Source organism: Bacteroidales bacterium (assembly GCA_031276035.1).
Taxonomy (GTDB): Bacteria; Bacteroidota; Bacteroidia; order Bacteroidales; family BM520; genus RGIG7150.
On record JAISNV010000034.1, the window covers coordinates 15,789 to 28,880 of the forward strand.

The 13,092-nt window shown below is 32.9% G+C and carries 12 protein-coding genes and 1 tRNA gene; 7 read left to right on the forward strand and 6 right to left on the reverse strand.

The window, feature by feature from the left end; genetic code table 11:
* Positions 1–2: 2 nt before the first annotated feature.
* A complete protein-coding gene (gene rsmA, locus LBP67_08640) occupies positions 3–806 on the forward strand; it encodes a 16S rRNA (adenine(1518)-N(6)/adenine(1519)-N(6))-dimethyltransferase RsmA (protein MDR2085044.1) in 804 nt (267 codons plus the stop codon).
* A 110-nt stretch (positions 807–916) separates the two neighbouring features.
* On the opposite strand, the gene LBP67_08645 is transcribed toward rsmA, so the two are convergent.
* Complete coding sequence (locus tag LBP67_08645; protein ID MDR2085045.1) at positions 917–2,512, reverse strand: AbgT family transporter; 1,596 nt, start codon at positions 2,510–2,512, stop codon at positions 917–919.
* Positions 2,513–2,660: 148 nt separating this feature from the next.
* Between LBP67_08645 and LBP67_08650 the strand changes: the two genes are divergently transcribed.
* The 4 genes from LBP67_08650 to LBP67_08665 all read left to right on the forward strand — a co-directional run bounded on the left by LBP67_08650 (position 2,661) and on the right by LBP67_08665 (position 4,923).
* Complete coding sequence (locus LBP67_08650) at positions 2,661–3,092, forward strand: hypothetical protein (GenBank protein ID MDR2085046.1); 432 nt, start codon at positions 2,661–2,663, stop codon at positions 3,090–3,092.
* A gap of 267 nt (positions 3,093–3,359) precedes the next feature.
* On the forward strand, positions 3,360–3,926 hold the full coding sequence (locus LBP67_08655; protein MDR2085047.1) for a DUF1573 domain-containing protein: 567 nt from the start codon (positions 3,360–3,362) through the stop codon (positions 3,924–3,926).
* A 436-nt stretch (positions 3,927–4,362) separates the two neighbouring features.
* Positions 4,363–4,716 (forward strand): DUF3796 domain-containing protein, encoded by a 354-nt coding sequence (locus tag LBP67_08660; protein MDR2085048.1) that lies wholly within the window; start codon positions 4,363–4,365, stop codon positions 4,714–4,716.
* A 6-nt stretch (positions 4,717–4,722) separates the two neighbouring features.
* On the forward strand, positions 4,723–4,923 hold the full coding sequence (locus tag LBP67_08665) for a helix-turn-helix transcriptional regulator (GenBank protein MDR2085049.1): 201 nt from the start codon (positions 4,723–4,725) through the stop codon (positions 4,921–4,923).
* A gap of 37 nt (positions 4,924–4,960) precedes the next feature.
* On the opposite strand, the gene LBP67_08670 is transcribed toward LBP67_08665, so the two are convergent.
* The 3 genes from LBP67_08670 to LBP67_08680 form a co-directional block, all read right to left on the reverse strand.
* Positions 4,961–5,320: an MmcQ/YjbR family DNA-binding protein gene (locus tag LBP67_08670; protein MDR2085050.1), complete on the reverse strand. Its 360-nt coding sequence runs from the start codon at positions 5,318–5,320 to the stop codon at positions 4,961–4,963.
* A 192-nt stretch (positions 5,321–5,512) separates the two neighbouring features.
* A complete protein-coding gene (locus LBP67_08675; protein MDR2085051.1) occupies positions 5,513–6,412 on the reverse strand; it encodes a helix-turn-helix domain-containing protein in 900 nt (299 codons plus the stop codon).
* Positions 6,413–6,844: 432 nt separating this feature from the next.
* Positions 6,845–6,918, reverse strand: a tRNA-Asn gene (locus LBP67_08680).
* An 89-nt stretch (positions 6,919–7,007) separates the two neighbouring features.
* On the opposite strand from LBP67_08680, the gene LBP67_08685 reads away from it, so the two are divergent.
* Complete coding sequence (locus tag LBP67_08685) at positions 7,008–7,976, forward strand: adenosine kinase (protein MDR2085052.1); 969 nt, start codon at positions 7,008–7,010, stop codon at positions 7,974–7,976.
* Position 7,977: 1 nt separating this feature from the next.
* Positions 7,978–9,138 (forward strand): DUF819 family protein, encoded by a 1,161-nt coding sequence (locus LBP67_08690; protein MDR2085053.1) that lies wholly within the window; start codon positions 7,978–7,980, stop codon positions 9,136–9,138.
* 59 nt (positions 9,139–9,197) lie between these two features.
* Here LBP67_08690 and LBP67_08695 read toward each other — a convergent pair whose 3' ends face one another.
* Together LBP67_08695 and LBP67_08700 are read right to left on the reverse strand one after the other, a co-directional pair.
* Positions 9,198–11,507, reverse strand: coding sequence for a GH92 family glycosyl hydrolase (locus LBP67_08695; protein MDR2085054.1), 2,310 nt, complete (start codon positions 11,505–11,507; stop codon positions 9,198–9,200).
* A 373-nt stretch (positions 11,508–11,880) separates the two neighbouring features.
* Positions 11,881–13,035 carry a beta-lactamase family protein gene (locus LBP67_08700; protein ID MDR2085055.1) on the reverse strand — a complete coding sequence of 385 codons (1,155 nt, stop codon included), beginning with the start codon at positions 13,033–13,035 and terminating at the stop codon, positions 11,881–11,883.
* Positions 13,036–13,092 lie beyond the last annotated feature (57 nt).

The window sequence follows — 13,092 nt, forward strand, 5'->3', positions numbered from 1 at the left end:
TTGTGAAAACAGTTTATCCAAAAAAACATTTAGGTCAACATTTTTTAATCGACAATAATATTGCCGAAAGAATTTGCAATTCTCTTTCCGAAGAAAACAAAAACATTATAGAAATTGGTCCGGGAAAAGGCATACTTACTAAGTTTATGCTTCCAAAAGAAATCAATTTTAAAGCTATAGACATTGATAAAGAATCTATTGAATATTTACAAGAACAATACCCTGAATATAAAGACCGGTTTATCTTGGGGGACTTTCTTAAGATGGATTTAAATGAGATGTTTGGCCTCGGGTCCCCTGTTTCGGAATCCGAATCAGAAACCGATATTCCTTCTCTTCAATTTCAACTTTTAGGTAATTTCCCTTACAATATTTCCTCTCAAATTCTCTTTAAAGTTTTAGATTACAAAGATAATATAGATTGCGTTGTAGGGATGTTTCAGAAAGAAGTTGCTCAAAGGATAATTTCTCCGCCCGGAAATAAGAGCTACGGAATTTTAAGTGTGTTGATACAAGCTTGGTACGACTGCGAATATTTATTTACCGTAAACGAAGGTTCGTTTTTTCCGGCACCTAAAGTCAAGTCAGGAGTAATACGATTGAAAAGAAATAGTAATACTGATTTAGGCGTTGATGAAAAACTATTCAAAAATGTTGTAAAAACAGCATTTAACCAAAGGAGAAAAACTTTACATAATTCACTGAAGCCATTTCGATTTACAGAGGAAACGGAAATAATGCAAAAACGGCCTGAACAATTGTCATATCTCGAGTTTGTGGAAATAACCAAAAAAGTAATTGTTTAGTTAAAAGTTAATTGCGGAAATAAAAATGACATTTTATTTTACGAACGCAATATCCGAAAATTCTTTGTGCATTTAAATAATATACTTTCTTTACACAATTTGTTTATTACTTAAAAACCATTTAAATCGAACATTACAGTAGGTATTAATAATAGGAATCCAAGTACAATCAACAGCAAAATAAATTTCCAGAAGAATTTAAACCATTTTTCATAGGGAATTTTTGCCATTCCCAAACAACCCATCAAAACTCCGGATGTCGGTGTTATCATATTCGTAAAACCGTCGCCGAATTGGAATGCAAGCACGGTAGATTGTCGCGAAATATCAAGTAAATCCGAAAAAGGAATCATTAACGGCATTGTAAGTGCTGCCTTTGCAGAACCGGAAGGCATAATTAAATTTAATCCTGTTTGAATAAGATACATTATTCCCAGCGACCAGGTTTTGCCTACATCACTCATGGTTTTTGACAAAGAATACATCATTGTATCAATAATTTTTCCTTCTTGTAAAATAATGATAATACCACCGGCCAAGCCTACAACCAATGCCGCAGAAAGAATATCTTTAGCTCCTTCCAAAAAAAGTTTTGTAATAGCATTAGGAGTGTTTCCTGCGGAAATGCCGGCAAATAATCCCATTCCAAAGAATAACGAACCAATTTCAATAACGTACCATCCGTATCCCATAACTCCAAGAATAAGGAAAAGTATTGTGAAAAGCAATAAATCAATAATAAAAAAATGTACCGACTTTCTAAGTGAGAAGAAACCGCTAATTGCAAATAGCCCTGTTAAAATAGGAATTGCGTAAAAAGTAAATTCTTTCATTCCTATTTTTAATGTTGAAACCGGAAATTTAAACGATAAAAATATTAATACTACCGTTATAAAAATCCAGCAAAACCAAGCTGATTTTGGGGTATAATATTTTATTTTTTCGTTTTTAATATCATGACTTTTCCTCCAATAAGCATCTAATTCATACATCGGGGATTTTTGCGGATTCTTTTTTATTTTATTAGCGTAAATAAGAATAAAAGTAAATCCTACCGCATTAATAATCAGCCAACAGATCATTCTGTATTCTATTCCTGAGAAAAGAGGAATTTCTGCAATGCCTTGTGCAATTCCAATCGTAAACGGATTTAATATCGCTCCGGCAAAACCCAAATGTGCCGCAACATAAACAATGCAAACTCCTACTATCGAATCATAGCCCAAAGATATACTCAGAGGTACAAAAATAATAATAAAGGCAATAGTTTCTTCACTCATTCCGAAAACAGCACCGAAAAGACTGAACATTGTCATTACTAAAATCAGAATAATATTATTAACTCCGATTTTCCTAAGCCATTTATATTTTTCAAATTTTAATATCGATTGTAGGAAAGCGGCAATTCCGATGTCCAAAGCTTTAGTTGAATTCATTATCCAGAAAGCTCCACCTATAAGCAGAATAAAAATAATGATATGTGATTGGGCTTCAAAACCTTTCGAAAAAGATGTAAATACTTCCCATAACTGAGGGCTTTGTTCGACGTAATGAAAAGAATCGGGATCAATTACTTCCCGTAAAGTTCCGTCCGGCATTTCAATTTTTTGCCTGTTAAATTCTCCTGCAGGAATAATGAGAGTAAGTATAGTACAAATAACTATGATAAAGAAGATTATGACATAAGTATGCGGAACTTTTTTCATTTTGAAAAGTTTAAAACTTTGCAAAGATAGTGAATCTATGAAAAAGTGAAAAAACACTGTTTAAAAACTCTAAATGCGAACTAAATATATTTTCTTATTTTTGTAAATTATTTTCTTAGACTTAGAAAGTATAATTAACATTTATCAAATGAAAACACTTCGTAACATACAAATTTTTTGGAGTCTCTTTATAGGTATCGGTGCTTTATGGGGCTCATTAATGATGTTTATAGATCCTACCGGAAAAATGTTTTATATGGATGAACTTTTACCGTTTATGCAAGTACTTCCTTTCCCGGAAATCTTTTTTAGAAATATGATATTCCCGGGAATTTGCTTGTTAATTGTAAACGGAATCAGCAATTTCATAGCTTTATTTTTACTTTTCAGAAGAAGAAAATATGGTAGTTTAGCCGGAATGATTTGCGGGATTGTTTTGATGCTATGGATAATCATTCAATTTTTTGTTTTTCCTTTTAATTGGCTTTCCACATCTTATTTTGTTTTTGGATTATTACAAGCATTGAATGGGTTTTTATTGATTAGAAAGGAAAAAATAAATTCTCAGATACACACTTAATTATAATAGCCAGTGATATACAATAATTATATCAGGCAAATTTATTCTTTACAAGTTTTTTTACATAGAACCATCATAAAAAATAGACGGAAATTTTTGTCATATTAATTTCACTCGAAAATAAACTTTATATAATTAATTTAATAAAGATATTTTTAAATAATTTTGAGTTGGCACGATGTTTGTGTAAATCTGAAACCGATTTTCTTTCTAATAATCAACAGAAAATTTTTCATTGAAATAACAAACCATTAAATTTATATAAAAATGAAAAACATCACTAAACCTATTATGATTCTTTGTTTGGCGGTTTTCACTCTGACAGGAATCAGTTTACAAGCACAAGAAGCTACTAAACAGCCTGTAAAAAAAGAAACCTCTTCAAAAACAGTTGCTACGGAAGAGAAAGCAAATAAGGCAGAGGTAACAGCTGAAAAATCTTTAAATGAAACGTCTAATGACACAAAGAAGAATGCGAAAAACGCTAAACCTGCACAAATTACATTTGACAATTTAGTTCACGATTATGGAACAATGAAAGTCGGTGCTGATGGCGAGTGTGTATTTACTTTTAAAAATACCGGAAAAGAGCCTTTGATTGTTTCGAAAGTTCAAGGTTGTTGTGGTGTTTCTGTTTTAGATTGGACTAAAGATCCTGTTATGCCTAAGAAAACCGGAACAATTAAATTAAGATATAATACAAAACGACCAATTACAATCAATAAAACCGTTACAGTTTTTACAAATGATCCTGAACAGCCGGAAATTAAATTAACGCTGAAAGGTCAAATTGTTGAAGACACAACAACTGATGCTGTTAAAACAGGAGAATAAATAAAATCAGTAATATAATTTTCTTCATAACCATGGAGGTCATTAATGGCCTCCTTTTTTTATTTATAAAACACAAGATTACAATAGTTAATCATTTCTTTTTTTAATTCGTATCTAAAGAGAATTTTTTAATTTGGTAAAACAACCAATCTGTTCTTTTTCGTCAACAACTTAATTATGAAAACCTCAATTGCTATATCAGCAATAAAAAGAATTATTTTAATAGTAATAAAATTAGTATTAACATCAATTTTAAAAAGAATTACTCTTTTTTTACAATAAAAATCCTATTCAAATTGAATCTATAAATTTTATAATTAGAAATTTTTTATAAAAAGTGATATATTTGTCTCGTATTTTAAGAAAAGTGATATATTTGCCACATGAAATTTTAATTATTATTCTTATGAAAACAACTGAGCAAAAAACGTCGAGGATGAAAAAACTTTATTGGACACAAGGATTCTTAGGATTTTTAGGATTCTTAGGGTGTTTATATTTCAAGGAACATGACCCAAAATATCTAATTTATTTCTCTTTCTTTTCTTTCTTCGTTTATTTCTTTACCGGCAGATTAGCAATGGAAATGCAGGATGAAAGAATGAAAGTGAATCATAAAAAAGCATTGTTATTAGCTTTGAAAATTCCTTTAGTAACAATTTTAGTAGTAGGTTTATTTCCTACTTTTGCAACTCTAACCGAAACAACAGCAATTATTATTTGTATGATAGGCTTTGTGTTAACTGCATTTACTTATGGTATTTCTTTTTATTATTATGATAAAAATTAGCTGCTTATGGAATATAAATTTGAGAGTCGATTAAAAGAATATCGTCAGGCGGCAGGATTTACGCAAGAAGAACTTGCAGAAATAGTAAATGTAAGAAGAGAAACAATAGTCCGATTGGAAGCCGGAAAATATAATCCTTCATTGAAATTAGCAATTGATATTTCACGTGCATTAAAAATACCTGTTGAAGAAATATTTATATTTTAACCCTTGTAATTGCAATGTAATTGCGTGATTATTACGACTAACTCTCATCGAAATACTCTTGTTGTATTTTCTTAGGCAATTTTTTCACAACTTCTTCAATAGAGTGCCTGACCCAATATTTTACAGTTTCGTCATTCATATCTTGGTTAAGGATAATACTATTCCAATATTTTTTATTGAAATGCCAAGCCGCTTCTACACAACGGTAACGTTCACGTAATTCAATAGCTTGAGCCGGATCGCATTTTACCGATATTGTCAGTTCTGCATCATTTAAATTAATTACGACAAACCATTTATTAAACACTCTGAAAATAAGATATTCCTCGTCAAACAACATGTCTTCTGTTGCATTTTTTTGAGAAAGACAGTATCTACGTAATTCTTCAATATCCATTGTTTTTCTTTTTTTATCCGAATAATTAAATCCGACACAAATATATGTATTTATTTGTAAATAGTTATTTGAAAATAAATTATGGAAAAGTAAAATTATTTTAATTGCTTCTTTGTTAGAGCTGTTATGGAACAAAACGGATACGGAAAAAATCTAAACCTGTAAAACAGAAAAACTAAAGGGATGCTTGTGCTATTTCAGGTATTCGGCACGAAAAGCCAGCGGTGTTATTCCGGTCGTTTGCCGGAAAAGCTTTGAGAAATAGGTATGATCATCATAGCCCAAAGTATGTGCAATCTCTTTTACATTCATTTCCGTATGAGAAAGAAGTCTCTTTGCTTCGAGCATTACATAATCTTTTATCCAATATCCGGCAGTGAATCCGGTTGTCTTTTTCACCGCTTCATTAAGATATGTTTCCGAAATATTAAGTTTTTCAGCATAGTACGACGGGCTTTTTTTCGATTTTATATTCTCTTTCACAAGTCTTCTGAAATCCCTGCTTATCTGTTGCGGGCGTGAAACGGCATCGCCAAAGGTATTATCGTTTTTAACATATTGACGTGCGAGCATACAGAGAAATGTTTGCAACAACTCCTGCGTCAGTTGCCAGTAATAAACCGAATCCTGATCGCTTTTATGTTGTCCGGCAAGAAGCCGTAAAATGCATTGACATTGCTCAAATTCGCTCGCATCCATATTTTGCGGCGTTTGAAATGGCGAAGCATTCTCAAATATTTCGAGGTATTCTTTAGGGATTAATGATGTGGCCACTTCTATATACCAATAATCACATTCATCTGCCTTGACATCGGCCTGTACCTGTCCGGGAGCCACAAAATAAGCATCTCTTTCAACAAATTTTACTACATTAAAATCAATGTTCATCGAGGCGTAACCCTTTTCTGCCAATAAGAAAAAATAATTGTCGTTGCGATGGGCATAAAACTTCTCAGACTCCCTTTCATCTCCACCATCCAAATAATGATATGACTCACGTCCTTTTTCATCAACTCCATTAATATGATGGCGTATTTCAAGCCCTAGCTCCTCATTAAATTTTTGTGTAGGAATATATTTTTTGTCTTTCATGTTATAATTACTCAAAACAAGATTGGAATTTTTGCTTCAGTCGGTTATAATTATTCATAAAAATAAACGTTTATTTATTTCTCTTTTGTATGCAAAATATAAGTTAAGTTGACTACCAACTAAAATAACTTAATAGAAAAGTATATTTAGCCGGTTGTAGAAACGGTATATACGATTTATATCGACTTAATTAAAAAATATCAACGTCTATTAGTCTTTTATATTTCGAAATGTAAAGGGCTGATTCAATGAATGAGTTAAAATTTCCGGTTTACACATTTGTTTTACACAAACGCCGAATTTCATACATAAAATTACTTTTTAAATCCGAAGAAGAGTTGGAGATAAAAAATTTTATTATTTTCGAAGAAAAATTCCTTTTTTCTGCAGTCATAAAACAAAAAAAGCATCCAAAATTTGGATGCTCTCTTGCTCCCCCTGCTGGACTTGAACCAGCGACCCTCTGATTAACAGTCAGATGCTCTAACCAACTGAGCTAAGGAGGAAAATTTTAGCTTAAAAAGCGTTGCAAAAGTATAAAATTTTTTAATAATAACTGTATTTTTGCAAAAAAAATTATCTAAATATTTTATAAATGAAAAAAGTAATTGGTATCGGAAATGCATTAATGGATGTTATGGTTCCTATCAGCTCGTATGATATTATTGATGAACTTGAATTGCCGCACGGTGGTATGGTTATGATTGACAAGAAAAAATACGACCTCATCTTTGAGAAAATTGAAAATATTGAAAAATCTTTTATAGCCGGAGGTTCCGCTTCAAATACAATATACGGACTTGCAAAATTAGGTGTTTCCGTATCTTTTCTCGGTAAAGTTGGTAATGACGAACTCGGTAAGATATATGAAACCGATTTGGTAGATTCCGGCGTTTGTCCGAGATTAATTACTTCCGACGAAAATTCTACCGGTTGCGCAATTGTATTTGTAACGCCTGACGGTGAGAGAACTTTCGCAACATATCTTGGTGCCGCATCAGAACTTAATGAAGAAAATATTACCGAAGAACATTTTGTCGGATATGATATTCTTCACGTTGAAGGCTATTTGCTCTTTAATCATTCTTTGGTAAAAAAAGCAATGGAAATTGCCAAATCTTTGAATATGAAAATATCATTGGATTTGGCTGCTCATAATTTTGTTGAAGGTAACCGAGAAATTATTATAGAATTATTGAGAAATTATGTAGATTATTGTTTTGCTAACGAAGAAGAATCCAAAGCTTTAACCGGTTTAAATCCGCGGGAAGCTCTTGAAAGTTTATCAGAGCATTGCGAATATACTATTATTAAGCTCGGTTCTAAAGGTTCGCTGATTAAGCATAATGGCAATGTTTATGAGGTTGATATTTATCCGGCCGACTTTATTATTGATACTACTGGTGCCGGCGACCTTTACGCCGCAGGATTTATTTACGGTATTATAACCGATTGCATGCCGCCCACTTGTGGAGAGTACGGCTCTATTCTCGGGTCGAAGGTAATAGAAGTTTACGGTGCAAGAATAAATGATTGGAGTAAAATATTAATCAACACAAAATAATATGCAAACAGCTATAATTATTCTCACTGTATTGTTTTTCCTAATTACTCCCGCATTTATTTTAAGATTATGTTACGTATCGAAATTTGCAAACAGAATCGGCGCTGTTTTGATATGTTACCTTGTAGGAATGATTTTCGGACAATTCTTTATCAATGATTATAATGCCGAAATTCCGGATATTTTATCGACAATAATTATTCCTTTGGCTTTGCCGATGTTATTATTCGAGTTGAATATCAGGTCTTGGAGGAAAGTCGCGGGAAAAGCATTTTTGTCGATGATTTTAGCAATAATATGTTTGATTATTGCAATTGTCGTAGGTTATTATATTTTTAGAAATGACATTACGGATATAAATAAAATAGGAGGATTACTTGCCGGAGTTTATACGGGAGGGACACCGAATCTGGCATCTATAAAAGCTGCACTTGGAGTAAGCGATGAGGTCTATATTGCTGTTAATACGGTGGATATGATTATTTGCGCTTTTTATGTTTTATTTTTGATATCAATTGCCAAAAAATTGTTGGGCAAATTTTTGCTGCCGTATCCCCATAAGATTGAAACTCAAGAAGAAGTTGTTGTGGAGAAAAGAGTTATCAAACGATTGAAAATATGGATTAATTATGTTAGTCTTCCAAATATCTTAGCTGCTTTCGGCGTATCGATTCTTATTGCATTGATAGGAGCCGGCATAGGTTTCGGATTGATTAAGAATGAAGCTATACAGATGGCGGTTATTATTCTTACAATAACAACATTGGCGATAATTGCATCAAACATTAAAGCTGTGAAAAAGATAAGAGGGAGTTTCGATGTTGGAATGTATCTGATTTTAATTTTCAGCATTGCGGTTGCCAGTATGGCAAATTTCGACACAATAACAAGATCTTTCCTTCCTTTAATGGGTTACATATCTATCAGCATTTTCGGAACATTAATTCTTCATATTATATCGTGTAAAATATTTAAAATTGATGTTGATACTATGATGGTAACTTCCGCTGCACTGATTTGCTCGCCTCCATTCGTTCCGGTTGTAAGTGCAGCCATAAAAAACAAGGAAGTTCTGATGTCGGGACTCACGGTAGGAATAATCGGCTATGCAATAGGAAATTATCTGGGAGTGTTTATTTCATATATGTTGGGTTTGTTGTAAATTTTGTATAACATACACGTAATAAATCTTTTATATACATTAAAACATATTGAAATTTATCAATAATTTATCGCTCCCGAAAGAGAATACGGCTTATTCTTATCAAAGAAAACTCTTTCTTTATTTGGTTTATTTGTCATTTCAAACTCAAGAACACCGCCGTTCATTACTTGTTCATGAGTAATAAATGCTTTATCAATAATATCTCCGTTCAATTTTATAGATTTGATGTATCTGTTTTTATCACCGACTTTATCTGCTTTAATGATAAGTTTTTTTGAACCGGGAAGATTAATTTCCATATACGGCAAATACGGCGTTCCGAAAACATATTGATCTGTTCCGGGGCAAACGGGATAAAATCCCATCGCCGAAAAGATATACCAAGCCGACATTTGTCCGCAATCATCATTCCCGCATAAACCGTCTATACTGTTTTTGTACATTTCATTCATTATCTCTCTGACTCTGAATTGAGTTTTCCAAGGTTCGGAAGTCCATGCATACAAATAAGGAATATGATGGCTCGGTTCGTTTCCGTGAACATAATTTCCCATGATTCCTTCGCGGGTTACATCTTCAGTATGTTCGATGTAAGCATCCGGAAGAGACATTGTAAACAATGAATCAAGCCGCTGAATAAATGCCTTATCTCCGCCCACCAATCCTATTAAACCGATAACATCATGCGGTACGAAGAAAGAGTAATTCCAGGAATTACCTTCGATAAAACCCTGTCCGTGAGTTTCCAAAACATCAAAGTCTTTTTTCCAGTTTCCATCTGAATATTTCGGACGGAAAAATTTAATGTCATGATCAAATATCTTTCTATAATTCAAAGCACGATTTTTATATTCTCTGGAAATATCAATTCTTCCGAGCTTTAAAGCCGAATTGTAGATCGTCCAATCATCATAACAATATTCCAAAGTTATTGAAGCGGCATTTCCGTTTTTCTCATAAGGAACGTAGCCGAACTTAAGATAATCTCCAATATTATCATAATACAACAGGTTGGAACTGTTAATCATAGCTTCGAGGGCAAGATTTTTATCAATAGGAATATTTTTCACAATAGCATCTGCCATAACGGAAGCACTGTGATAGCCTATCATACACCAGTTTTCATTGCCCATGTGGCTCCAAACAGGTAAAGCTTTATGAACACTTTGAGAGTAATGTGCCAGCATCGAATTTAAAATATCTTTGCTGCGATCCGTATCAACAATATTTAATAATGGATGAAATGCACGGAAAGTATCCCAAACAGAAAAAATCGTATAATTTGTAAAACCTTCGGCCTTATGAATGTTATGGTCTATTCCTCTGTAATAACCGTCGACATCCATATAAACCGACGGATTTATCATTGTATGATACAATGAAGTGTAAAGCATTGTAAGCTGGTCTTCCGTACCTTTTGCGTCAATAACCGAAAGTGCTTCATTCCAAGTTTTATGAGCCTTTTCTTTAATTTCTTCAAAAGTAAAAAGTGAAGCCTCGGCCTGCAAGTTTTTTAAAGCTCCGTCTGTGCCGACAGCAGATAAAGCAAGTTTAATCTCAAGATTATCAATTTTATCATCCTCAAATTCAAACCAACAAACAATTTCTTTTCCTCCGATTTCCGGAAAATTTTCATTCATATTAAATTTTCTCCAAAAACCTTGATATTTTGAAGGAGAAAAATCTTTGTATCCATAGTTTACGATCTTTTTAGAAAACGAGACGGCAAAATAAGTATAATTTACTCTGCTCCACCCGTTTGTGATTCTATAACCTGTAATTAACGTATCGTTTTCAACTCGCACATTGGCCCATAAAACCTTTCCGTCATAATTATAAATTCCATGATTAAGATCAAGGATAATCTTTTGTTGTTCATCTTCCGGAAAAGTGTATTTGTGGATTCCTGTACGTTGTGTTGCTGTAAGTTGTGCCAAAATATTATAATCTTCCAAAATAACTTCGTAATATCCCGGTTCGGCCTTCTCTGTATTATGATTAAATCTGGAGCGATAACCGGATTCGGGATTGTCTTTAGTTCCTGGATTTAATTTTGTTTCACCGGTATAAGGCATGATAAGGATATCACCGAGATCCGAGTGTCCGGTACCATTAAAATGAGTATGCGAGAAACCGACGATAGTATTATCATCATATTGATATCCTGCACAATAATTATAAACTTCTTTCTGATATTTACCATCTATATTGTGGGGAACGGTATCGGTATCCGGGCTAAGCTGAACGAGGCCGAATGGAACGCAAGCGCCGGGAAAAGTATGACCCATGCTTTTAGTACCGATCATTGAATTAACATATTTAGTGTAATCTTTCTGTGCTGTTGCACTAATAATTGTTAGACACATAATACAAAAGATAAGGTAACTTTTTGACATAATAGAAAATAATTTTTACAAAGATAGGGAATTCGATGTGATTTATTATTATGATTGATGTGTTGATTCCGTTGTTTTTGATTTCCCCGACAATCCTTACGAAAAACTTAGAATTTTCCTGTAAGTAAATCTATAAAAAGAGATGTAAAAACCTCTTAGAAAATGAATGCCAAAAGAATTGCAAGTAGAGGTAGTTTTATTATTGACATACATAAAGGAAGAGGCTTTACACCTTTTTCTATAGTTATTTCATCTATTTTGAATTATTATCTGCGGATATTCATTAGAAATAACAATTATAAAAAACTTGTTTCTGTTTTTCAGAATATTTTATTTCCAATATTTATTTTTCCGGTTGTCTTTCAAGTAATTCCGTTGCAGCATTGATATACAAAAATACATCTTTCGGATGCGCTCCTACCCTAACATCATCTCTTTTATTTCCGAGACGAACAATAACCATATCATGTTCGGGAATCGTTATTATATATTGTCCGTAAATTCCACGTGCATATTTGATATTATAATATTTATACTTCAACAACCACCAGTGATAACCGTAGTAATCAACGCGATAACCATCTTCATCTCTTAAATACGATGCGGGAGTAAAAGATTTCTCAAGATAAGATTTTGAAACGATTTGCTTTCCTTCCCACCTTCCGTTTTGAAGCACAAGTTGCCCGATTCTTGCTAAGTCTCTGGCATTAGAATAAAAACAACAATAAGATTTCTCCAGTCCGTTTTCATGATCCAAACTCCATTGTGCATCATGTTCCGCACCTATTTCCGACCAAAGATATTCGGAAGCAAACTCGCTAACAGTCATTCCGGTTGCATTTGTCAGAGCTAATCCCAATAAAGCCGTAGTTCCGCTGGAATAGTAAAATTCTTTGCCGGGACGTTTGGCCGGTTCCTGTTCAAGAATCAGGCTTTTTAAATCTTTTCCGTAATATGCTTTCGTTGTCGGACTAAATAATGAATTATATCCTTCTTTCCAATTTAAGCCCGAACTCATAGTCAGCATGTCATCAATTGTAATATAATCATATTTACTATCAAATTCGGGAATATATTGAGAAATCACATCATTCACCGAACCGATATATCCGTGATCTATAGCAATTCCTATCAATAATCCGATTATACTTTTAGATGCAGAAAAAATATTCGACAAAGAGCTTTCGTCATAATTTTCCCAATACTCTTCATAAAATAACTTTCCGTCCTTAAATATCACAAAAGCAACCGGATCAAGTTTCTCAATATCCTGTCTATACACCGGATCCAAATCAAATTCATTATATTTTTTATGAAATTTAATTGCTTCGTGGTTATTTGCAGAAACAATATTTGTAGGGAAAAGTTCTAAATCATCAATATTCGGAGTTAGATGTATCAATGCCTTACGAGCATATTGAGGCAAACAAAAGTAAACTATTACAACAACAGCAACAATTGATAAAAATATAATCCACGATTTTCTTGCTTTTTTCATATGTAAATATTTTTATTTGTTAATTTTTGATTTAATGTCGTATGAGTGAAGCGTAAC

Coding starts and splice junctions, on each gene's coding strand:
- LBP67_08655 (MDR2085047.1), top strand. CDS start 3,360: ATGAAAAACATCACTAAACCTATTATGATTCTTTGTTTGGCGGTTTTC.
- LBP67_08690 (MDR2085053.1), top strand. CDS start 7,978: ATGCAAACAGCTATAATTATTCTCACTGTATTGTTTTTCCTAATTACT.
- LBP67_08660 (MDR2085048.1), top strand. CDS start 4,363: ATGAAAAAACTTTATTGGACACAAGGATTCTTAGGATTTTTAGGATTC.
- LBP67_08650 (MDR2085046.1), top strand. CDS start 2,661: ATGAAAACACTTCGTAACATACAAATTTTTTGGAGTCTCTTTATAGGT.
- LBP67_08665 (MDR2085049.1), top strand. CDS start 4,723: ATGGAATATAAATTTGAGAGTCGATTAAAAGAATATCGTCAGGCGGCA.
- LBP67_08700 (MDR2085055.1), bottom strand. CDS start 13,035: ATGAAAAAAGCAAGAAAATCGTGGATTATATTTTTATCAATTGTTGCT.
- LBP67_08695 (MDR2085054.1), bottom strand. CDS start 11,507: ATGTGTCTAACAATTATTAGTGCAACAGCACAGAAAGATTACACTAAA.
- LBP67_08645 (MDR2085045.1), bottom strand. CDS start 2,512: ATGAAAAAAGTTCCGCATACTTATGTCATAATCTTCTTTATCATAGTT.
- LBP67_08675 (MDR2085051.1), bottom strand. CDS start 6,412: ATGAAAGACAAAAAATATATTCCTACACAAAAATTTAATGAGGAGCTA.
- LBP67_08685 (MDR2085052.1), top strand. CDS start 7,008: ATGAAAAAAGTAATTGGTATCGGAAATGCATTAATGGATGTTATGGTT.
- LBP67_08670 (MDR2085050.1), bottom strand. CDS start 5,320: ATGGATATTGAAGAATTACGTAGATACTGTCTTTCTCAAAAAAATGCA.